The 20,607-nt window shown below is 55.7% G+C and carries 22 protein-coding genes; 8 read left to right on the forward strand and 14 right to left on the reverse strand.

From position 1 onward, the window contains the following. Window positions 1-70: 70 nt before the first annotated feature. Window positions 71-1,009, reverse strand: coding sequence for a hypothetical protein (locus ACJJIT_RS20230; RefSeq protein ID WP_444889050.1), 939 nt, complete (start codon window positions 1,007-1,009; stop codon window positions 71-73). Window positions 1,010-1,464: 455 nt separating this feature from the next. Between ACJJIT_RS20230 and ACJJIT_RS20235 the strand changes: the two genes are divergently transcribed. Beyond that, window positions 1,465-2,253: an FKBP-type peptidyl-prolyl cis-trans isomerase gene (locus ACJJIT_RS20235; protein WP_252083858.1), complete on the forward strand. Its 789-nt coding sequence runs from the start codon at window positions 1,465-1,467 to the stop codon at window positions 2,251-2,253. Between the two features lie 213 nt (window positions 2,254-2,466). Here ACJJIT_RS20235 and rsd read toward each other — a convergent pair whose 3' ends face one another. The 11 genes from rsd to ACJJIT_RS20290 form a co-directional block, all read right to left on the reverse strand. Beyond that, window positions 2,467-2,934 (reverse strand): sigma D regulator, encoded by a 468-nt coding sequence (rsd, locus tag ACJJIT_RS20240; RefSeq protein WP_252083857.1) that lies wholly within the window; start codon window positions 2,932-2,934, stop codon window positions 2,467-2,469. 182 nt (window positions 2,935-3,116) lie between these two features. Beyond that, window positions 3,117-3,806 (reverse strand): LrgB family protein, encoded by a 690-nt coding sequence (locus ACJJIT_RS20245; protein WP_444899491.1) that lies wholly within the window; start codon window positions 3,804-3,806, stop codon window positions 3,117-3,119. Further along, complete coding sequence (locus ACJJIT_RS20250; RefSeq protein WP_444899492.1) at window positions 3,796-4,191, reverse strand: CidA/LrgA family protein; 396 nt, start codon at window positions 4,189-4,191, stop codon at window positions 3,796-3,798. The genes ACJJIT_RS20245 and ACJJIT_RS20250 overlap by 11 nt, the downstream gene beginning before the upstream one ends. A 46-nt stretch (window positions 4,192-4,237) precedes the next feature. Next, entirely contained in the window at window positions 4,238-4,729 is a 492-nt protein-coding gene (locus ACJJIT_RS20255) for a disulfide bond formation protein B (protein ID WP_252083854.1), read from the reverse strand. Further along, the gene (locus tag ACJJIT_RS20260; RefSeq protein ID WP_252083853.1) at window positions 4,726-5,328 is read right to left on the reverse strand and encodes an acyl carrier protein phosphodiesterase; all 603 of its coding nucleotides are present in this window, start codon (window positions 5,326-5,328) and stop codon (window positions 4,726-4,728) included. Before ACJJIT_RS20260 ends, ACJJIT_RS20255 begins: the two co-directional genes overlap by 4 nt. A 59-nt stretch (window positions 5,329-5,387) precedes the next feature. Beyond that, a complete protein-coding gene (gshA, locus tag ACJJIT_RS20265; protein WP_444899493.1) occupies window positions 5,388-6,971 on the reverse strand; it encodes a glutamate--cysteine ligase in 1,584 nt (527 codons plus the stop codon). 81 nt (window positions 6,972-7,052) lie between these two features. Beyond that, window positions 7,053-7,484 (reverse strand): hypothetical protein, encoded by a 432-nt coding sequence (locus ACJJIT_RS20270; RefSeq protein WP_444899494.1) that lies wholly within the window; start codon window positions 7,482-7,484, stop codon window positions 7,053-7,055. A gap of 141 nt (window positions 7,485-7,625) precedes the next feature. Continuing rightward, complete coding sequence (locus ACJJIT_RS20275) at window positions 7,626-8,879, reverse strand: malic enzyme-like NAD(P)-binding protein (RefSeq protein WP_444899495.1); 1,254 nt, start codon at window positions 8,877-8,879, stop codon at window positions 7,626-7,628. A 354-nt stretch (window positions 8,880-9,233) separates the two neighbouring features. Beyond that, window positions 9,234-9,446, reverse strand: coding sequence for a 50S ribosomal protein L31 (rpmE, locus tag ACJJIT_RS20280; RefSeq protein WP_083922744.1), 213 nt, complete (start codon window positions 9,444-9,446; stop codon window positions 9,234-9,236). A gap of 156 nt (window positions 9,447-9,602) precedes the next feature. Continuing rightward, window positions 9,603-9,899, reverse strand: a complete 297-nt coding sequence (locus ACJJIT_RS20285; protein ID WP_444883177.1) for a winged helix-turn-helix domain-containing protein — start codon at window positions 9,897-9,899, stop codon at window positions 9,603-9,605. Next, entirely contained in the window at window positions 9,896-10,465 is a 570-nt protein-coding gene (locus tag ACJJIT_RS20290; protein WP_444899496.1) for a hypothetical protein, read from the reverse strand. The genes ACJJIT_RS20285 and ACJJIT_RS20290 overlap by 4 nt, the downstream gene beginning before the upstream one ends. Before the next feature lie 86 nt (window positions 10,466-10,551). On the opposite strand from ACJJIT_RS20290, the gene ACJJIT_RS20295 reads away from it, so the two are divergent. Continuing rightward, window positions 10,552-12,846 carry a primosomal protein N' gene (locus ACJJIT_RS20295; protein WP_444899497.1) on the forward strand — a complete coding sequence of 765 codons (2,295 nt, stop codon included), beginning with the start codon at window positions 10,552-10,554 and terminating at the stop codon, window positions 12,844-12,846. A gap of 82 nt (window positions 12,847-12,928) precedes the next feature. After that, the gene (locus tag ACJJIT_RS20300; protein WP_252083843.1) at window positions 12,929-13,489 is read left to right on the forward strand and encodes an SPOR domain-containing protein; all 561 of its coding nucleotides are present in this window, start codon (window positions 12,929-12,931) and stop codon (window positions 13,487-13,489) included. Window position 13,490: 1 nt separating this feature from the next. Here the strand turns inward: ACJJIT_RS20300 and ACJJIT_RS20305 are convergent, their stop codons facing one another. Then, window positions 13,491-13,739 carry a DUF2798 domain-containing protein gene (locus ACJJIT_RS20305; RefSeq protein ID WP_444887555.1) on the reverse strand — a complete coding sequence of 83 codons (249 nt, stop codon included), beginning with the start codon at window positions 13,737-13,739 and terminating at the stop codon, window positions 13,491-13,493. 166 nt (window positions 13,740-13,905) lie between these two features. Between ACJJIT_RS20305 and hslV the strand changes: the two genes are divergently transcribed. The 5 genes from hslV (at window position 13,906) to ACJJIT_RS20330 (ending at window position 19,641) form a co-directional block, all read left to right on the forward strand. Continuing rightward, window positions 13,906-14,445 carry an ATP-dependent protease subunit HslV gene (hslV, locus tag ACJJIT_RS20310; RefSeq protein ID WP_252083840.1) on the forward strand — a complete coding sequence of 180 codons (540 nt, stop codon included), beginning with the start codon at window positions 13,906-13,908 and terminating at the stop codon, window positions 14,443-14,445. Between the two features lie 76 nt (window positions 14,446-14,521). Then, window positions 14,522-15,838, forward strand: coding sequence for an ATP-dependent protease ATPase subunit HslU (hslU, locus tag ACJJIT_RS20315; protein WP_444899498.1), 1,317 nt, complete (start codon window positions 14,522-14,524; stop codon window positions 15,836-15,838). Then, entirely contained in the window at window positions 15,839-16,213 is a 375-nt protein-coding gene (locus ACJJIT_RS20320) for a gamma-butyrobetaine hydroxylase-like domain-containing protein (RefSeq protein WP_252083838.1), read from the forward strand. It begins immediately after the preceding gene. A 245-nt stretch (window positions 16,214-16,458) separates the two neighbouring features. Beyond that, window positions 16,459-17,994, forward strand: a complete 1,536-nt coding sequence (locus tag ACJJIT_RS20325) for an alkaline phosphatase (protein WP_444899499.1) — start codon at window positions 16,459-16,461, stop codon at window positions 17,992-17,994. Between the two features lie 15 nt (window positions 17,995-18,009). Continuing rightward, window positions 18,010-19,641, forward strand: a complete 1,632-nt coding sequence (locus tag ACJJIT_RS20330) for an alkaline phosphatase (RefSeq protein ID WP_444899500.1) — start codon at window positions 18,010-18,012, stop codon at window positions 19,639-19,641. Window positions 19,642-19,727: 86 nt separating this feature from the next. Here ACJJIT_RS20330 and ACJJIT_RS20335 read toward each other — a convergent pair whose 3' ends face one another. Next, complete coding sequence (locus ACJJIT_RS20335) at window positions 19,728-20,540, reverse strand: CHAD domain-containing protein (RefSeq protein WP_444899501.1); 813 nt, start codon at window positions 20,538-20,540, stop codon at window positions 19,728-19,730. Between the last annotated feature and the right edge of the window lie 67 nt (window positions 20,541-20,607).

The raw sequence follows: 20,607 nt of genomic DNA on the forward strand, positions 1-20,607 counted from the left end.
ACTGGCTACTTGGCACCCACCCTAATAGAACCGGCCGGGTGCCAATCTGTTTACAAAGTATTAGGAGCGCCTATTCGCCACGGTGACCCTCTGTGGAAAACAGGCTATTGGCCGGTGTAGTTGGCGTAATCGATGGTGCTGGTGGAGTTTGTTCCAGTGGTTTTTGCTGCTCATCAGATGCCAGGTTCTTTGCTTCTTCAGTGGGTTTTTCCTGAATTTTGCTTTCACTGGGTGCGGCTTGCTTGGGTTTTTCCTGTTGCGGCTTTCCTTCTTTGGCCTTTACCTGCTCAGGTTTAGCAACTTCAGAAGTTTTTGTCGCTGTTGCGGCTTTAGTTTGGGTAGCTTTCTTGCTGGCGGGTTTTGCTACTTTTTGCTTGCTCGCGGTGGTAGTTTTTGCCGGCTTGGTAGCGGTTTTCTTTGTGCTACTAACTGCTGCCTTCTTAGACGGTTTAGCAGTACTCGTCTTTTTCGCAGCAGCTTTCTTTTCGCTGGCCTTTGCTGCTACCGTCTTTCTCGTAGATTTTGCCGTGCCAGCTTTTACAGACTTAGCAGAGGTTTTACTGGTGGCTTGCTTAGTGGCGGTGGGTTTTTTCGCCTTAGGCTGAGTCTTAAGCAGCTCTTTTTCCGTTTTGGCTGCGACTTTGCGTACGGTTTCCGCCGCTTTGAGCTCTGCCTTGGCTCTGGCTTGCAGATACTTGGCGTCGGCAGCAGCTTGCTTAGCCTGTTGAAATACCTCGTTAAATTTCTCTACATTGCTTTTAGCGGTTTCCACACGCTTTAGAGCTGCGGGCGTCTTGGTGGTTTTCGCCTTAGCGCGGGCTTCACCCAGCTTGTCCTTTGCCTTACTCAGCTTGTCTTTTGCTGAGGTCAGGTTTTTTCCGGCCTTAAGTACCGCTTTGCCGGCATCGGTGATTTTCTTATTGCGGGCTTTGTCCAGTTTTGCGGCGAGTTTGGAAATTTGTGCTTCCAGCTCTGCAACCGGATTGACAGCTTTTGGTTTGGCAGCCATGAGTAAATGTCCTGACGTTTATTATCGATTGGCACTTCCGGATAGTGCGCTCTTCTTCCTTTAAATACGATGGATACCGCTCTAGCAAGAGATATGCGCACCGCGCACTGCCCCAAACTGAAAAGCACTTCAAACAGTCCAGAACAATAACCGGTTACTGGCCGATAATAGCGCTGTTTTTAAAAAAAATGTATGCCGTGTACTGCGAAAAAAGCGTTGTCTGCAGATTTTTTGTGAAGCGGCTGGAACCAGCAAGGGGAATGTGGTGTCCTGCACAGTGTGCGCGTCATCAGTATGCACTGGGAGTCGCCTTGGGTTAGACTTGGGCGCACTGGCGGAAACTGTGCGCCTGGTGGCTTAGGGCCTGAACAGAGTTGCTTGAAATACCGCTGTTGGCGTTGGACCAAGGTCAAGCGCGAATCTATAAACGCAATACGGACAAAGAGACAACACCCATGAATAAATACCCTTTGGCTGCAGCAATTGCCCTTGGCCTGGCGCTGACCGGCTGTAACGAACAGGGACAGAAGCAGGAAAAAGAAGTTGCCCTGGATACTCAGGAGAAGAAGGTCAGCTACATCATTGCCGAAGATATGGCTAAGCGCCTCAAGGCTCAAGATGTGCAGCTGGATCCCAAAGTGGTTGCGATGGCACTGAACGACGTTGCCAGTGGCCGCGAGGATCGCTTGTCCGATGAAGAAAAGCAGCAGACTATTGCCGCTTTCCAGGAGCAGATGCAGAAGAAACAGCAGGAAATGCTGGCTCAGCAGGAGAAAGAATTTAAAGAGAGCGCCGACAAAAATATGCAGGAAGGCAAGACTTTCCTCGAAGAGAACGCTAAGAAAGATGGTGTAGTCACCACTGATTCTGGCCTGCAGTATAAAGTGATTAAAGAGGGTAGCGGCAGCAAGCCAAGCGCTACCAGCACCGTTGAAGTTGATTACAAAGGCACCCTGATTAACGGTGAGGAGTTCGACAGCTCTTACGCGCGCGGTGAGCCGGTTCAGTTTCCGGTAAACGGGGTAATCAAGGGCTGGACAGAAGCTCTGCAACTGATGAAAGAAGGCTCCAAGTGGGAACTTTATATCCCCTCTGAGCTTGCTTACGGTCCCGGTGGTGCAGGCGGTAAAATTGGCCCCAATGCCACTCTGATTTTTGAAGTGGAACTGCACAAAGCAAATGTTGCTGGTGATGAGGGTTCCGAGAAAAAAGAAGAAAAGAAAGAAGAAGCTCCATCTGAATAATCTGACTTTTCGAACTTTACTGAAAAAGGGCGCCAATAGGCGCCCTTTTTTTTGTGCTTGAATTTATTTCACTTGGCTACCTGGTTTTATTTAAAGATTAAATGCATTCGCAGATATATTCCGGCTAACTGGTCGTCAGCCGGCGAGTGAAGGCGAGCAGAAAATAGGAGTCCCTGGGCAACGAAAAATTGCATGCAACACGAAGTGGCTGTGCTAGGCGATCCGATTTTTGTGAGCGGTGTGTAACAGGGCGATCATTCTATCTTCGGAGCTAAAGCGGGTTTCTAGCGCCTCTCCCAGTTCGGACAGATCCGGTGCCAGGCTGGAAAGGTCGTCCGTCTCCAGATATTTATCGTTGAAATCAACGGCGATATCTGTAGTTCTATCGATATCATCGTAGAGTTCACAGGCTTTTTGCAGACCTTGTTTATCATCGAAGGCCTGCCCCTCACGCATCAGTTGTTCATAGACCTCAAAATGACCGGCCGAGACATAGTCCACCAACAGCTGGCACAGCTGACGGACACGGTCTTCGGTTTCGGGATCATCCTCACTGAATTCCTTTTTTTCGGATAGGTGGTAGAAACTCACTAATAGGTTTTGTCGTGACTGAAGCCAGCGGTCAATAATTTCGCTGACACCACCCCAGCGCTCCCGCGCCGACTTGCAATTTTCCAGCATCGCCAAGATGTCCTTTTGTTACTGTTACTGTTGCTGCAGTGGCAGCTTATTAGCTTTTTGCTGATCTCGAAGGCCCTTAGGAAGATAGGAGATTCCCCCGCCGGCAGCAAGGAGTCAGGCGCAAAGTACGTCAGAATGCTGTGACGGCTGTGTGAATTTCACTGCTCGCGTCGGCAGGTGACTCAGGGGGCGATAATTAGCGGTAACAATAGCGCGCTTAAGGCGCCACAGAGTCCCATAGCGAGGGCGGCACAGGCGCCACATAGCGCACTGATTTCCAGTGCGCGCGCCGTGCCCACGGCGTGGGCATTGATACCGAGCACCACGCCGAGAATCCGCTCGTCGCGAATACCTAGGCGGCGCACCAGCGGTGGTCCGGCCAGGGCTCCTACTACGCCGGTGAGCACCACGATTGCTGCGGTCAGGCTTAAGCTCGCGTGAACTTTTTCGGCAATTGCAAGTGCGATGGGTGTGGTAATGGATTTTCCGCTAAGGGCGAGTAGTACAGACTTCCCCACTCCGAGTAACAGTGCGATCCCCACAGCAATTGCTGGGGCCAACAGGGCTCCGACGGTGATGGTTACCAGCAGGGGCCAGCCAGCGCGGCGAATCACTGTCAGGTTTTGTTTCAGCGGTACGGCCAGCGCGACTACGGCCGGACCCAGTAAGACGTAGAGTAGACCGCTGGCATCCTGGTAGTCGCGGTAGGGAATATCCAGGCTATAGAGAGCTGCAAAAACTAGCAGACTTGCGGTGATTATCGGGTGTAACAGTACCGTACCCGTGCGTCGGTACAGCAGTACCCCAAACCAGAAGGCACCGCAGCTCAATGGCAGGGCAAACAGCGGGCTGTGTAGTAACTCACTGTTCATTGTTGTGCACTATATCGGTTTTTCTGAGTAGGCGGCGCAGCAACAGAGTACACAGCGTAAGGCTGATCAGGGTGCCAAAAAGAATTGCGGCGAGCAGGCCCAGCCAATCGGATAAGGAGATATCGCGCAGAAAGAAGACCCCAGTGGCGGCGGGTAAAAAGAGCAGTGGCAATAAAAAGAGCAGCTGTGCACTGACTTTTGCCAGGCCGCGGGGCACGCAGCCGTAGACCATTAGGCCCACCAGTAGCAGCAACATCCCCACTACAGCACCGGGCACCGGTAGGGCGAGTGCCTTTCCGATCAGGCTACCGAGCCGTTCGCAGCCAAACAGGATTGTGAGACCGAGCACCCAATGGGCTAGCTCGCGTGGGGATGGTGCTGTCATTGGCAAAGGGCGGCTCCGCTGAGCCGCGGTTTAGTGTCCGGTTGATTCAGGCTTTGCGAAATGCCTGCCAGCCGCCAAATAGGATCAGTCCGGCAAAACCGATAGCGGACCAGCCGGGGATACTGAGGCCCATCATGGTCCATTGGACCTCGGCGCAGTTGCCGTCGCCGGTGAGCAGTGCCTTAAGTACATCGGCCATAGGAAAGACCTCCATCATGTAGCTGACACTGGGTCCGCAGGCGGGCACCTGGCCCTCCGGCAGGCTCTGCAGCCACAGCTGGCGCCCGGCAAAATAGAGGCCGCCCAGAGCCCAAATGGAAACCAGCAACCCATAAACGCGCCGGCCGATCGTTGCTGGATTGTGCAGGAAGGCTATGAGAGAGACCAGTCCAATGCCAAGTAACATCACCCGCTGGGTAATACACAGCTTGCAGGGCTCCAGGCCCCGAGCGTACTCCAGATAAAAGGCGGAGCCGAGCAAAAAGACGACAATTAGAAATACCAACAGAAAGGTAATGCGCGGGTTGGGTAAGGTCATGGTTTATCGGATCCTGAATAGTGCTGCCGAAAGCGCTGGGCTTCGAGATTCAAGTCGGTTAGTAGTTTATTGAAATTGTTTTCCAGTTTTGCCCGCCCGCTACTGAGCTCAGGCAGTATTTCCTGCAGCGCAACCGGTTGGCGCAGGCGCTGACCTACCCGCTCCAGGGTAAGGCCGATGATGCGTTCCTCGCGGTAACTCTGCAGTAATTTAATTTGCTCGGCACGGGCCATAAATGCCCGTGCCTGCGGCGGAATATACCGGCTGTGGCTGCGAAAGTCTCTCCAGCACTGGTCGCAAAATTCTTCCAGGCTCTGTGGATGCCACTCCTGCCAATGCTGTGCCAACAGATGGTCGAACCAGATATCCAGTGCGATACCGGCATAGCGGCGCCAGCTGGGGTCCAACTGCGCCAGGGCCTCACGATAAGAGGCATTGCTGTCGGTGCTGGCATCAATGCGGCGGTGCAGTTTGATACCGGCCTCAATGGCCTCCGGTCGCTCGCCTTTGAGTGGACCCTTCACAAAATCTCCGAGTAGCCCACCCAGGCGCCAGCGGGTGTCGGGACCAGAAAGCAGCAGGTGGGCGAGATAGTTCATGCGCTCAATCCCTATGGGCGGATATCCGGACCCTGCGCCGGTGCTCTATGTTGCCAGGGCTAGCCATGGCAACACATATATTGCGCGTAGTAGTGGCTGAGGAATTCCTCGAAGGAGCCCTTGTCTTCCGCTTCCACACGCTTTTGTCTGAGCAGGGACTCCTCGGCTTCACGAGAGAAATCACGCACCGACTCGCTGTCGAGAGGGCGCTCGAGAAAGTAGCGGCGGTGTTGCTCGGCTTTGTGCATAGCCCAATGGTAGAAGTTCAGGTTTTGCTCCTGCATTTCTGCCAGGATCTGCTGGGCCGGGGTGGGTATCTCCCCTTTGACCTTGGCGCACTGAACTCCTACGGCACTGCGGTATTGGTCGCCGCCCCAAGCGCTGTCGAGCAACTCGGCTACAGTATCCACCTCCCCGAGTAGCTGGGAAGCCCACTCACTGAGCTCCCGTTCGCTTCCATTGCAGCGCAGCTTGAGGCCGGGCTCGTGGCCGCGATAGACGATACGCTGTTGGTTTTCCTGGGTAGAACGGTAATCGACCTCATCGGTCTCCGGGCTCTCTGTCAGCAGGCAGTGCAGCAGGAAGCTGTCGATAAATCGCATTTGTTGCGCATCGATGCCCAGCGGCATAAACGGGTTTAGGTCTAGGCAGCGCACCTCGATATATTCGACCCCGCGATTATCCAGTGCCGCCAGGGCAGTCTCGCCGCGTTTGGCGGGATTTTTTGGCCTGATCGGTGAATAGAATTCATTTTCGATTTGCAGCACGCCGGCGGAAAGCTGCTGATACTGTCCATCGCTATCCTTGACTCCGAGCTCGTTGTAGGGGCCATAAGGCCGGCTTATCGCTGAACAGAGCGTGGAGAGGTAGCTGCGCAAGTTGTTATAGCAAACCACCAGAGACTGCTGCACTTCGCTGTTGTAGCCCAGGTCGCCCATGCGCAGGGAGGTGGCGAAGGGAGCGTGTAGGGTGTGACCGTCGCCGTTAAAAGCTTCGAGCTTATGCTGGCGTCCTTCGACAAAAGAGGAACACACCGCAGGTGCGGCTCCAAACAGGTAGATCAGCAGCCAGTAGTTGCGGCGGAAATTACGGATCAGGTCGAAGTAGCGGCGGGTCTTGAATTCGCACAGGGCTTCACTGCTGCCTTCGAACTCGTGCAGCCACAGCCAGAATTCATCCGGCAGAGAAAAGTTGTAGTGGATACCGGCGATGGTCTGCATGGCGCGGCCGTAGCGCAGTCCGAGTCCCAGCCGATAAATGGTCTTCATAGTGCCGCTGTGGGAATCTCCGTAGCGGGCTACCGGGATATCGCTATCGGCGCCGATAACACAGGGCATGCTGTTGACCCACAGGCGCTCGTCTCCGATCTGGCTGTAGGTAAAGCGATGAATGCGGTCGAGAATCCGCAGGGCTTCCTCCGGGGTAGCCACCGGAGGGGTAATAAATTCCAGCAGCGCCTCAGAAAAATCGGTGGTGATGCTCTCGTGGGTCAGCGCGGAGCCCAGTGTCTGCGCGTGTGGCGTTTGCGCCAGGGTGCCGTCGTGGGCGACCCGCAGACTCTCTTTTTCCAGGCCGCGACGTATGCCCTTGAGCAGTTGCACGGGTTTGGCCTGGGATAGGGCAGCCAGGTGGGGAATAGGCACTCGAATCTCCTTGGTACTACCGGAACTCTTTCTTGTTGTCGCCGTTGGGGCTACTTGTGCCGGTGCTAAAAGAATCTCCGCTCAGGCGGCAGACTCCGATTCCGATTTGTGCTCGCCGGGTTGTGCGGGCGTCTCATCCGGGGTTTGTGCTGGCGCGACCTCAGGAGCCTGTTCCGGGGCCACTTCCGGCTCTGGCTGTGGTTCCAGCTCGGTGGGCTCTGCAGCCGGGATCTCCTCTGGTACACCGGGCTCGATCTCTGGATCCTCGGGCGCCGCAGATAAATCAGCCAGGGCTTCTTCTGGTATCAGTGGCTGGGCCTTGGGGTTCAGCGCACACTGCAGCAGTTCGATACGCAAGCCGACATCACGGGTATTGGCCTCGAACATCTGGTTGATGGCGACATCTTTATGTTCGCTGCGAAACAGTTTATTGGGCTCGCGGCCATCAAGCCATTCGCCGCTTTTGCTCAGGAACTGCTGGTGCTGGTTTGTCAGCACATACACGTGACTCATTGTGTTGGGCAACTTTGATGCTGTGACAGAAAGGCAGTTTAGCGACGGGTGCTTTATGGCTCAAGAAGTCTGTGGGGGTGAAAGCGGCAAACGCCCGCCCCGGAAGGATAAGGCGGGCTGCTAGGGATGAATTAACCGGCCCTAGAGTATTTGCAGCGGGTAGTTTTCGGGGTAAGGCAGGCGGGCACAGCCGCTGTCTACCGCTGCGCGCGCTACTGCGGCGGCAACTTCCGGAAGCAGGCGTGGATCCGTGGGTTTGGGCAAGATATAACTTGGGCCAAAGCTCAGTTCTACCCCGCCGTAGCCCTCGCGTACCGAGTCTGGCACCGGTAAATGGGCGATCTTACGGATCGCTTCAATTGCGGCCAGCTTCATCTCTTCATTGATACGCGCCGCACGCACATCCAGCGCGCCACGAAATATGAAGGGAAAGCAGAGTACATTGTTGACCTGGTTGGGGTAATCCGAGCGCCCGGTAGCCATGATCAGGTCGTCGCGTACGCTGTGGGCCAGCTCTGGTTTGATCTCCGGATTTGGATTTGAGCAGGCGAATACCACTGGCTTCGGCGCCATGCGCTGCAGCTGTTCGGCGGAGAGCAGATCTGGGCCCGATACTCCGAGGAATACATCGGCACCGGTGATAGCGTCATCGAGGGTGCGCATATCGGTATCCCGCGCCCACTCACCTTTATAAGCATTGATATCGGTGCGGCCGGAGTGAATTACCCCACGGCTGTCGAGCATGGTGATTTGATCTTTGCGTGCGCCGGCGGCCAGCAGCAGTTTGCAGCAAGCGGTGGCGGCGGCACCAGCTCCAAGGCACACCATGCGCACGTCGCTGATTTTCTTACCCTGGATCTCCAGGGCATTTAGCATGCCGGCAACGGTCACAATTGCAGTGCCGTGCTGGTCGTCGTGGAATACGGGTACTGGGCAGCGCTCAATCAGTGCCTCTTCAATATGGAAGCACTCAGGCGCTTTAATATCTTCGAGATTGATGCCGCCGAAGGTATTGGCGATGGCGGCAACTGTCTGAATAAACTGCTCCGGGCTGTTGACGTCCACCTCGATATCCACCGAGTTGATATCGGCGAAGCGCTTGAACAGTAGTGACTTGCCCTCCATCACCGGCTTGGAGGCCAGTGGGCCCAGGTTACCGAGGCCGAGGATGGCGCTGCCGTTGGAAATGACCGCCACCAGGTTGCCTTTGCCGGTATAGCGATAGGCAGCTTCTGGGTCCTTGGCAATTTCACGCACAGGTTCCGCCACACCGGGACTATAGGCCAGCGACAGGTCCTCCTGAGTTTCAGCGGGGGTGGTCAGCTCGACTGAAAGTTTGCCGGGGCTGGGGAGTGCGTGGTAATCGAGCGCTGCCTGGCGCAATGAATCCGTCATTTGGGGGCTGTTCTCTCGAAAACGGGGGGCGACACTTCAGGCGTCATCCCGGTTACTGCGGGTTTCAGAGAATAACCGAGGGGTGCTTGCGGTCACAAGCTCACAGAGGCAATGAAACAGCTGCTTATTACTATTTTGCCCTTAACATCTGGCCAAATTCAGGATGATCAGCCGTCTAATATTCAATTTGAAGGATAAATTTACTGCTAATAACGAATATATTAAGCGATACAAATCGATTTCGCCCCAGCGCTCTGGATCTGTGCAGAGCGCTGAATTTGCAGCACAAAAAAGGGCGCCGTGGAAAATTCCAGGGCGCCCTTTCTGAAGTACCAAAGTACCTCTTTATTCGGATTACTTGCCGATGCGGCTGCCGAAACGCTTCTTGAAGCGGTCCACGCGTCCACCGGTAGTAGCCTGCTTCTGCTTGCCGGTATAGAAGGGGTGGCACTGGGAGCAGACGTCGATCTGCAGATCTTTGCCCAGGGTGGAGCGGGTCTTAACAACATTGCCGCAGGAGCAAGTAGCGGTGATGTCGGTGTAGTTAGGATGGATATCTGCTTTCATGATTGCCTCTTTCCGAAACCGCCACCCGATCTGTTGCCGGGCACGGCATCGTCGTTGGAGCAGGAACCGGATTGGTTCCAGGCTGATTAAAAAGTCGGCGCATACTATCAGATTAGCGCCGGGGTTCAAGTCCAAATACAAGGTCGGGTAATGGTGTTATTCCGCGGCGGCGATAAGTTGCTGCAGAGCCTGCAGGTGCTTGTTCAGCGCCTCTCGCCCGCTCTCAGTGAGGCGGTACCAGGTGACGGGTTTACGCTCTACAAAGTCTTTGCGCAGAGCAATATAGCCCTGCTCTTCCAAGCGGCGCAGCTGCGCGCCGAGGTTGCCATCGGTCACCTGCAACTGCTCCTTGAAGAGAGAGAAGCTGATTTCCTCGTATTTCGCTAGCATCACACAAATTGCGAGGCGTACCCGGTGTTCGAGGACCGGGTCCAAGTCCGCAAGGGCTTTCATTGCGTCGCTCCATTAGCTTGCCTGGCCCGCTGTACCAGGCCGGTCCAAACAAGTCCAAAGCCGATCGCCAGGCCGCTCAGTACCCAGGCGTAGGGCGGTGTCAGCAAAATGATCAGCAGGTAACTGGCCAGCATCAATATACCGCTATAGAGCAGTGGACGGATCAGGTGGATACCGGCGAGGCTATAGGAGAGTCCGGCTAAAAGCAGAAATTGCTCCGGGCCAGCAGCGTTGGGCTTGGCGATCATTGTGGCCAATATCAACAGGAAACCGATCCCAGTTACCATCCAGTGCCAACCATACTTGCGACCAAAGGTACTGTTATTGATGCCAGTGCGGCGTGCCGTGCGCTCGCCCAGCCACCAGCTGAACAGTCCGCCGGCGGTACTCGCCACCAGGAAGTAATACACGGTAAGTTGCGGGGCCAGGTCCGCCAAAGCGAATCCGATAAAAATTAGTAGTCCCCACAAGAAATAGAGTGATGGGATGCCGTTCTCCACTTGGTTGCTGCGCACGGCATCGCTGACAAAATCCAGGCTGTCTTTGAGTTTTTCCATATCGGTCATGGCTGTCTTCCTTGCTAACTTAGTGAACTCTAAATATTAGAGTTGATTTATAGAGTACTCTGAATTTTAGAGGAGGCAAGTAAAATTTGCAGTCTCTGTACCTTGTCGTAACAGCCAGTACACTAGCGCCTTTTACCGAGGTTATTGGGGGCGGGGTGCAGCAGACGGTACCAAAGACAGTGCAACAGGGAGTTATCCTGCGGTTGGCGGTGCCAGTGCCACTGCGGCGTCTCTTCGATTATCTGCCCCCGGAGGGCCTCAATCCCGCTGAATTGAAACCCGGCCAGCGCTTGTGGGTACCTTTTGCTGGGCGCAAATTGGTAGCCGTGTTGGTGGAGGTAGTGCTGGAGTCGCCGCAGGCACAGCTGAAACCGGCGCAGGAACTGATTGATAGCAAAGCCCTGTTTGACAGTGGCGCGCGCAAACTTCTCAACTGGATCGCCGATTATTACCAGGCCCCGGTTGGAGAGGTTTACGCCGCCGCCCTGCCCGCCGCCTTGCGCAAGGGCAAGCCGGCTGATCATTGGGCTGAGCAGTGGTTGCAACTCACTACCGAAGGCAAGGGGCTACCGGAATCTGCACTGGCGCGGGCGCCCAAGCAGCAGGCCCTGTTGCAACAATTACTGCGCGCCGGCCAGCAGAGCCGCACCTACCTGAAAACCCAGGGGCATACTCCGGCGGTGATTCGCGCCTTGCAGGAGCGCCAACTGGTGGAGTGGGTTTCGGGTCCTACGGTGCCGCCGCCGATGCCGGCTGCGGAGGCCACTCCGCCACCGCAGCTGAATAGTGAGCAGCAGCAGGTACTCGCTGCGGTAGATTGCAGTTGCTTTTCCGCCACCTTGTTAGAAGGCACCACTGGCAGTGGCAAGACCGAGGTCTACCTGCGGTTAATGGAGCGGGTTCTGGCCGAAGGGCGCCAGGCCTTGTTATTGGTGCCGGAAATCGGTCTCACTCCGCAGACCTTGCGGCGCATCGCCGCGCGCTTTCCCGAGCACAGTATCGCCGCCCTGCACTCGGGGCTGGCCGAGGGCGAGCGTGCCCAATCGTGGCTCGCCGCCTCTGAGGGCCAGGCGGATATCGTTATTGGCACCCGCTCGGCAATTATGACGCCACTGCCGAGACTCGGTGTGGTGTTAGTAGATGAGGAACACGACGCTTCATTTAAGCAACAGGATGGTGTGCGCTATTCCGCCCGTGACCTGGCGGTGGTTTTGGCGCGCAACAGTGATGTGCCGGTGCTGCTGGGTTCTGCAACGCCTTCCCTGGAAACCTTGCACAACGCCCTTAATGGTCGCTATCAACATTTGCGCATGCGCCAGCGCGCCGGCGATGCGCGCCCGCCGCAGATCCACGTGGTGCCGACCCTACGCGAGCCCCTGGAAGAGGGTTTTTCGCCTCAGGTTTTACGTCATATCGGCGAGACACTGGCTCGCGGAGAGCAAGTGCTGGTGTTTATTAACCGGCGTGGCTTTGCACCGGCACTCAACTGTGATGATTGCGGCTGGATTGCCGACTGTCCGCATTGTTCCAGTAAACTCACCATGCACCGACGCCAGCGCCAGCTGCGTTGTCACCACTGCGATTATCGCCGCCCCCTGGTGGATACTTGTCCGCAGTGCCACAGCCGCTCAATCTCTGCCCTGGGAGGCGGCACCGAGCGCAGCGAAGAGTTGCTGGCGCGGCGCTTTGCCGATTACCCGGTAATTCGCGTTGACCGGGATACCACCACCAGTAAGCAGGCTCTCGATCGCTTGCTGGCGCCGGCCCGCGATGGCGAACCCTGTCTGTTACTGGGCACTCAGATGCTGGCCAAGGGGCACCATCTACCGAGGGTGACCCTGGTGGTGATCCAGGATGCCGATGGCGGCTTGTTCAGTGCCGATTTTCGCGCGCCCGAACGCACAGGTCAGTTGCTGGAGCAGGTGGCGGGGCGCGCCGGGCGCGGCAGCTTGAGTGGCCGCGTATTGGTGCAGAGCCGCTTCCCGGAGCACCCGCTGCTGCAAATGTTATTGGAAAAAGGCTATGGGACTTTTGCGCGCCAGCTGTTGCGCGATCGTGCGGTGGCACAGCTGCCCCCGACCCACGCCATGGCACTGGTGCGAGCCGAGTGTGAGGAGCCCGCCTGGGCCGAGGAATTTTTGCATAATGCACGCCTATTTATGCAATCCCTAGTGCCGCCCTCACCCCAGTTGCAATATCTGGGTCCGGTGCCGGCGCTGCTTGAGCGCAAATCTGGTCGCTACCGTTTTTATGTTCAGGTGACCGCACAAAATCGCGCCCAGTTACAACCCCTGTTGGCCCGGGTATGTGACTGGGCCGAGAGCAATAAGAATCGCCGCTTGCGCTGGGCGGTGGACATGGATGCGCAGGAATTGTCGTGAATTTTGCGAGAGAGCAATGCCCTTGTGTAAATTGGCGGTACAATTTGCCCGCTGAGTAGACTATCCAGGGAAGAATTCCACCATGAGCCGTCGCAACACGAAACGCCGCAGCAAAAGTGCCTCGGGCAAACCCGCATGGGTGTGGTTTGTACTGGGCAATGCCGTGGGTGGCTTTGCGGTGTTTTTGCTGCTGCAGTTCGGTGTGGCCGGCAATGGCAAAGGTGCCGCTGGTGACAGAGCTCCGGCAACCAAACCGACGGCGCAGGCGCCGTCCGAACCGCGCTTTGATTTCTATACCATGCTCAAGGAAAACGAAGTTTCGGTACCGCCACCCAAGGTGGCCAAGCCCGCCATTCGTGGGGAGTCTTCCTCCAATAAACAAGGGGCTGCTGATAAGGTCAAAGCGCAGGTTTATATCTTGCAGGCCGCCTCTTTCCGGGAGGCGGCGGAAGCCGAGCGCCTGCGCGCCCAGCTCACCCTGGCCAATCTGGATGTCAAAGTGGAGTCTGCCAGTGATAGCCGCGGCACCTGGCATCGGGTCTTGGTTGGACCCTTCGACAACCGCTCGCGCATGGCCAAAGCCCGCCAGGTTCTGGCAGAACATCGCCTGATGCCGCTGGTATTGAAGCGACCTGCAAATTAAATCAACTGCTGGATTCCTCGTCTGGCGCCGCCAGTTTGCCCAGCAGACTTTTTATTACCGGTCTGATCAGTGGCGGCAATCCCAGTGAAATTATCCAGGCCAGTAACCAGGCCCGGCCCCATATCGGCAGAAATCCTTCGCTGAATCCCTGGTGGGAGTAGGTAATCGCCCCAGAGATTACTCCCGACATCACGCAGGTCATAACCAGGGTGAAAAGCGGCTTGAAGTAGCGGGAGGGAAGCAGAGCCAAGAGGCGAATCCGCAATGGATGACGGGTTCTCAGTATAGCAATTGGCCCTTCTCTTATTGAAATCGGTGCGTCCCGTCCTCACTTATCTAATCTGACTAATTTTCCCGGCGTGTAAGGCAACAGGCCTTGCACAGCCACAGTACACGCGTAATCCGAGAGGTCTCCATTGGAACAGTATCGCGGAACCACCATTTTATCCTGTCGCCGCAACGGCAAAGTTGTGATTGGCGGCGACGGCCAGGTGTCTCTGGGCAACACCATTATGAAAGGCAATGCCCGCAAGGTGCGCCGACTTTATAAAGATAAGGTTATCGCTGGTTTTGCCGGTGGCACCGCCGATGCCTTCACCCTGTTTGAGCGTTTTGAAGCCAAGCTGGAAGCTCACGGTGGCCAGTTGACCCGCGCTGCGGTGGAGCTGGCCAAAGACTGGCGCACAGACCGCGCCCTGCGTCGCCTGGAAGCTCTATTAGCGGTGGCAGATGACAGCGCTAGTTTGATTGTGACCGGCAACGGCGATGTGATTCAGCCGGAAGATGACCTGATTGCTATCGGTTCCGGCGGCCCCTTTGCCCAGTCGGCGGCGCGTGCGTTGCTCGACAATACCGATATGGACGCGCGCTCGATCGTTGAGCAGGGCTTGAAAATTGCCGGTGATATCTGCGTCTACACCAACCACAACAACACTATCGAAGAATTGACTTACTGACCGGGCGCTCTCAGAAGAAGCGCCTGAGTCCAGCGGGCTGCAACCTGGCCCGCATAACCGTTTTGCAGGAATTTGTATGTCCCAGATGACCCCCCGTGAAATCGTCCATGAACTCGATCGCCACATCGTTGGCCAGCAGGATGCCAAACGCGCGGTAGCGATTGCGCTGCGCAACCGCTGGCGCCGTATGCAGGTGAGAGAGGATCTCCGTGCCGAAATCACCCCGAAGAATATCCTGATGATCGGCCCCACCGGTGTGGGTAAAACCGAAATCGCGCGCCGTCTGGCAAAGCTCGCCAACGCGCCTTTCATTAAGGTTGAAGCGACTAAGTTCACCGAAGTGGGCTATGTCGGCCGCGATGTGGAATCTATCGTGCGTGATCTTGTCGAGATGGCAGTGAAGCAGGAGCGCGAACTGGCCATGGCCGGCGTGCAACAGCGCGCTATGGATGCGGCCGAGGAACGCATTCTCGACGCCCTGCTGCCACCTGCGCGTTCGGCTGAGCCCAACGACAAGGATTCCAGCACCCGCCAGCTGTTCCGCAAGAAGCTGCGCGAGGGCGATTTGGATAGTAAGGAAGTGGAAATTGATATGGCCGCCGCGCCTATGGGTGTGGAGATTATGGCTCCTCCGGGGATGGAGGAAATGACCAACCAGCTGCAGGGCATGTTCTCGAATATGTCCCAGGGCAAGACGCGCAAGCGCAAGCTGCCGGTCAAGCAGGCGTTGAAACAGCTTACCGATGAGGAAGCCGCCAAGCTGGTGAACGATGAAGATATCAAAACCCGTGCGATTCGCGCTGCCGAACAAAACGGTATCGTTTTTATCGATGAGATCGACAAGGTGGCCAAGCGCCAGGAGAGCGGCGGTGCCGATGTCTCCCGTGAAGGGGTGCAGCGCGACCTGTTGCCACTGATCGAAGGCAGCACCGTCAATACCAAGTACGGCATGATCAAGACAGACCATATTCTGTTTATCGCTTCCGGTGCCTTCCACCTGTCCAAGCCCTCAGACCTGATTCCCGAGCTGCAGGGGCGTATGCCGATCCGCGTGGAGCTGAGCTCGCTGACTTCCGCGGACTTTGAGCGTATTCTCACCGAACCCTCCGCGTCTCTGACCGAACAGCAGAAGGCTTTGCTGGCGACAGAGGGTCTGGAACTGCAATTTACCGAAGACGGCATTCGCCGTATCGCTGAAGTGGCTTACGAAGTGAATGAACGCACAGAGAATATCGGTGCACGCCGCTTGCATACGGTACTGGAGCGCCTGCTGGAAGAAGTTTCCTTCGATGCCGGCGATGGCGACAAGTCTCTCAAAGTGGATGCGGCTTATGTGGACAGCCACCTGGGTGAGTTGAGTAAAAACGAGGACCTTTCGCGTTTTATCCTGTAAATGAAACTGCAAAAAATCCGTTTAAATCGCGCAGAGAAAAACCTACTGCTGGTGTACACCGACGCTGAATACACCCTGCCGGCAGAGTATCTGCGTGTCTATTCCCCCAGCGCTGAAGTGCGCGGCCACGGCAATAGCCCCGCCCTGCTGGTGGATGGAAAAATCCATGTGGGTATCGACAGGGTCGAAGCTGCCGGTCGTTACGGTCTGAAAATCGATTTCGATGACGGCCACGACACCGGCATTTACACCTGGGAATACCTGCGTGAACTAGCCGAAAAACACACCGCCAACTGGGAGGCCTACCTGGAGCGCTTGCGCGCGGCGGGCAAGGGGCGCGACCCGGATGAAAGTGTGGTGAAATTTATCGGTTAGCTGCCAAGTGCGCCCTTCAGTGGCGCACTTTCCTTCCCTCACAAAGTATTAAAAAAGCGAGGAAAAACAATAATTTCCCGCATTATTTCGCAATACTGTAACAATTATATGGCTGTCTTTTTGCAGTTGTAACAAGAGTACAAATCTTTATGACAAAGAAAACGAGATGTTAATCGGCGCGTAATTCTTTTGTCATATTTCCGGACTCTAATGCTCGCCAAATTCACGAGTTCCGGAGGCCCACCGTGGCAAAAAAACTTGCCCGCGCACTCAGCGCCTTTTGTTTGATTCCTCTCGCTTCTGCAGTTTCTGCCGCGAGCCTGCCCGATTACCAAACCAATAGCGACTGGTTCACCGAGGCATCCGATCGCCTGGAAGAACGCACTTCCCTCTCCCGTGAAGCCAAAACTGCCAAAAACGTCATCCTGTTTGTTGGCGATGGCATGGGGATTTCCACCCTGACCGCAGCCCGTATCTTTGAGGGCCAGCGTCGCGGTGAACCCGGTGAAGAGAACAGCCTTTCTTTTGAGGAGTTTCCTCACAGTGCCCTGATCAAAACCTACAACACTAACCAGCAGACCCCCGACTCCGCCGGCACCATGACCGCGATGATGACCGGGGTGAAAACTCGCGCTGGTATGATCAATGTGGATGGCAAGGGCCTGGTGGCTGACTGTGCTGCGAGTAAGGAGCTGGGTTTGAACAGCTTCCTTGAGATGATGGAGAGCCGCGGCAAGGCTACCGGCATCGTCTCTACCGCACGCCTCACCCATGCCACTCCGGCAGCCACTTATGCACATAGCGCCAGCCGCAAGTGGGAACACGCGGCCGATGAGGGCTGTACCGATATCGCTACACAAATGGTGGAAATGAACATCGGCGATGGCATGGAAGTCATGCTCGGTGGTGGCCGCAACTACTTTACACCGGTGGCTGAAGGTGGTCTGCGTGAAGACGAGCGCAATCTAACGGGTGAATGGCTGCTGCGCTATGACGGTGAGCAGAATGCGGTTTACGTCGAAAATGGTTTCGAACTGTCGGCAGTGGATATCGCTAAAACAGATAAGCTGCTGGGTCTCTTTACCGAAGATCACATGAGCTACGATGCTGACCGCATCGCCAAGAACAGCGAAGAGCCCAGTATCGTCGAGATGACCACCACCGCTATCGATATGCTGCAAAAGGATGATGACGGCTTCTTCCTGATGGTGGAATCTGGCCGAGTCGATCACGCTCACCATTCCGGTAACGCCTATAACGCGCTGAATGAAGCGATCGAGTTATCTGACGCGGTCAAGGCAGCGCTACAAAAAGTGAACCTGGAAGAAACCCTGATCCTGGTGACTGCTGACCACAGCCACGTAATGAATATGGCGGGCTATCCCACCAGGGGTAACCCTATCCTGGGCAAGGTGATTGGTAACGATGACAGCGGTGCGCCAAATCAGGCCGTCTCCCTGGCCGAGGACAATAAGCCTTACACCACCTTGACCTACACCAATGGCCGTGGCTTTGCCGATTTGGGTACTGAAACCGATGCGGACAAGCGCGATGACTACGATATCGCCGCCGGTCGCCATGATTTGACACATGTGGATACTGAGATGCCTGGTTTCCATCAGGAATCCCTGGTTGCCCTGGGGGGCGAAAGCCACGGCGGTGAGGATATCAGTCTGCACGCGATCGGCGCCGGTGCCGAAAAAGTGCAGGGACATCTGGAACAGAACGCGGTTTTCCACATAATGACTGCCGCGACCGACCTGTCGCTGTCAGAAGAATAATTGGGGGTATTGACCATGAAACAGTTTAAAAAGACCCTGCTGGCCTTTTCCGTTGCCGTACTGGCCAGTGCCTGTAGCGACGATAACTCCAGCTCCAACAATGTTGCCGAAGTGCCGGATGCTACTGAAACACCGCAGCAGCAGAATTACTTAGGCCTTTCCTCAACCCAAAGTGAAAGCAGCTGGTTCGAAGATGGCCAGAAAGCGGTAGCTGCGGCGAGCGCAGAGAAAATCAACAATACGCCGGGTGCCGCAAAAAATATTATTCTGTTTGTGGGCGATGGCATGGGTATTTCCACCGTCACCGCCGCGCGTATCTTCGCCGGCCAAAAACTGGGCCTCGACGGCGAGGAATACCAGCTGAGCTTCGAAAAAATGCCCTTTGCCGGTTTGGTAAAAACTTACAACACCAACCAGCAGACCCCGGATTCCGCTGGCACCATGACCGCTTTGGTTACCGGTGTGAAAACCAAGGCCGGTATCCTGAGTGTGGCCGAAGATGTCGCTCGCGGTGACTGCGCCGCCAGCCTTGAACGCCCCCTGACCACCTCCCTGGAGCTGGCCGAGGAACTGGGGAAAAGCACCGGTATCATCAGCACCGCGCGTATCACCCACGCCACGCCCGCAGCCACCTATGCCAAGGTGCCTGAGCGTGAGTGGGAATACACTGCTCCGGATGGCTGTCGCGATATCGCCACCCACCTGGTTGAATTGGAGGCCGGCGATGGTATCGACGTGGTAATGGGCGGCGGACGCCGCAACTTCCTGCCAGCGGACTTCACCGATGCGGAAGGCAAGACTGGTAAGCGCACCGATGGGCGCAATCTGATTGAAGCGTGGAAAACCCGTTATAACGATGGCGTAACCACCGCGCACTACATGGAAGACAAAGCCGGGTTTGACCAGCTGGATGTGACTAACACCGATAAGCTATTGGCGTTATTTAACTCCTCTCATATGCGCTATGAAGCCGATCGTGGCAACGATGTTGGCGGCGAGCCTTCCCTGAGTGAGATGACTGCCAAGGGCATCGAGATGCTGCAGCAAAACGACAAGGGTTACTTTCTGATGGTGGAGTCCGGGCGTATCGACCACGGTCACCACGCCAACAATGCCTACAATGCTCTCAGCGATGCGGAAGAGTTTGCCAAGGCGGTGCAGGTAGCCCTGGATAACACCAGTGCCGAGGATACTCTAATCGTTGTTACCGCGGATCACAGTCACGTGATGACCATTGCCGGTGGGACTACCCGTGGCAACCCAATCCTCGGTAAGGTAGTTAAAAATGACAAGACCGGTGTGGCTGAAGAGATGCCCAAGCTGGATAAAACCGGCTTGCCTTACACCACCCTGAACTATGCCAATGGTCGCGGTTTTGCACATTACGGCGACAATACCGATGCTGATGACCGCTACTATGACGATATTGTTCAAGGGCGTCAGGATCTTACCGATGTGGACACCACCGCTCCTGGTTTCCACCAGGAAGTTCTTGTTCCTCTTTCCGGGGAGACCCACGGCGGTGAAGATGTAGGTGTCTGGGCCCGAGGACCCGGTGCGCACCTAGTAAGCGGCACCAATGAGCAGAACTACCTGTTCCATGTGATGGCCCGCGCCGGCGGCCTGCTGGAGCAGAGCGCCAAATAAGTTGGCGAGTTTAAGGCGCGGGAAACCCTCCTGCGCCTTTTTAGTTTTTTGGTGAGTAGTTTCAGCGCCCTCGGTGCCAGCATCACTTAGATCACAAGTGTTTTGTGGGCAAAGAAAATGGCGCAACCGTCTTCTATTTTCCTGCGCAGTCGCATCTTGTGCCAGTCCCCCATCTCCAATAACTTGATTAACTCTTCCCCTAATGGCTCTCCCACAGTGATGGCAAAGCGACACAGTAGGTATAGATCACGCCAGTCCCCTAGTATTTGTGCGAGTTGTTTGAGCGGTTCACAGCGCAGCGCAATAGATTGGGGGTGTTTCTCTCTGAGTAGGCGACAGTGGTACCAGTGATCTTTTACCCTTTTACGCAATTGATGTAGTTTATGGGCGCTGTCTCCTTCGCGTGTTTCTAGCCAGGTTTTGTGCGCGCGCTGGTAGCCGCGTAAATATCCTACGTCGATATCTCTCCAATCAATATTTTGCAGGGGCCAACACTCAATACTCTTTTGTGCCTCATGCAGTAACCCTTCGACCCGAATAAGGCTCTCCTCATCTCGCAGCGACCGCTGTAATTGGTGCAGCACTCTATGCATTTTTTCAAAGTGGTTGGGGGGAGCTAGGGTAAGTAGCGCGGTGCGCATGGAGACAAGATCGCGGCCCGCCGATAGGGATCGCGCTAATTTCCGGTAGCGATCGTTCTCGAGTTGGAAGAGTGAATTTTCTTTCGGAAAAATCAGTCGCAGTAGAGCACGTAGTTTCTTGCAGTGTTTACGTAGCTCATGAATGGCATGTTCACCTGGCAGAAGCCGGGCATTATCACAGGCGGCGCGTATTTCTGCGTGAGCCGCAGTGCGCAGACTCAGTGCAGCGGGCATGTCGCTGTCGAGTCGGTAATCCATGAATTGGCCCTGGACTCAGTATTTTCTCTAGTGTGATTTAATTTTAGTGAGTTGCCACTGGGCGAAT

The sequence above is a fragment of the Microbulbifer mixtoriginis (SeqCode) genome, from assembly GCF_052467515.1.

Coding starts and splice junctions, on each gene's coding strand:
- ACJJIT_RS20230 (WP_444889050.1), bottom strand. CDS start 1,009: ATGGCTGCCAAACCAAAAGCTGTCAATCCGGTTGCAGAGCTGGAAGCA.
- ACJJIT_RS20235 (WP_252083858.1), top strand. CDS start 1,465: ATGAATAAATACCCTTTGGCTGCAGCAATTGCCCTTGGCCTGGCGCTG.
- rsd (WP_252083857.1), bottom strand. CDS start 2,934: ATGCTGGAAAATTGCAAGTCGGCGCGGGAGCGCTGGGGTGGTGTCAGC.
- ACJJIT_RS20245 (WP_444899491.1), bottom strand. CDS start 3,806: ATGAACAGTGAGTTACTACACAGCCCGCTGTTTGCCCTGCCATTGAGC.
- ACJJIT_RS20250 (WP_444899492.1), bottom strand. CDS start 4,191: ATGACAGCACCATCCCCACGCGAGCTAGCCCATTGGGTGCTCGGTCTC.
- ACJJIT_RS20255 (WP_252083854.1), bottom strand. CDS start 4,729: ATGACCTTACCCAACCCGCGCATTACCTTTCTGTTGGTATTTCTAATT.
- ACJJIT_RS20260 (WP_252083853.1), bottom strand. CDS start 5,328: ATGAACTATCTCGCCCACCTGCTGCTTTCTGGTCCCGACACCCGCTGG.
- ACJJIT_RS20270 (WP_444899494.1), bottom strand. CDS start 7,484: ATGAGTCACGTGTATGTGCTGACAAACCAGCACCAGCAGTTCCTGAGC.
- ACJJIT_RS20275 (WP_444899495.1), bottom strand. CDS start 8,879: ATGACGGATTCATTGCGCCAGGCAGCGCTCGATTACCACGCACTCCCC.
- rpmE (WP_083922744.1), bottom strand. CDS start 9,446: ATGAAAGCAGATATCCATCCTAACTACACCGACATCACCGCTACTTGC.
- ACJJIT_RS20285 (WP_444883177.1), bottom strand. CDS start 9,899: ATGAAAGCCCTTGCGGACTTGGACCCGGTCCTCGAACACCGGGTACGC.
- ACJJIT_RS20290 (WP_444899496.1), bottom strand. CDS start 10,465: ATGACCGATATGGAAAAACTCAAAGACAGCCTGGATTTTGTCAGCGAT.
- ACJJIT_RS20300 (WP_252083843.1), top strand. CDS start 12,929: ATGAGCCGTCGCAACACGAAACGCCGCAGCAAAAGTGCCTCGGGCAAA.
- hslU (WP_444899498.1), top strand. CDS start 14,522: ATGTCCCAGATGACCCCCCGTGAAATCGTCCATGAACTCGATCGCCAC.
- ACJJIT_RS20320 (WP_252083838.1), top strand. CDS start 15,839: ATGAAACTGCAAAAAATCCGTTTAAATCGCGCAGAGAAAAACCTACTG.
- ACJJIT_RS20330 (WP_444899500.1), top strand. CDS start 18,010: ATGAAACAGTTTAAAAAGACCCTGCTGGCCTTTTCCGTTGCCGTACTG.
- ACJJIT_RS20335 (WP_444899501.1), bottom strand. CDS start 20,540: ATGGATTACCGACTCGACAGCGACATGCCCGCTGCACTGAGTCTGCGC.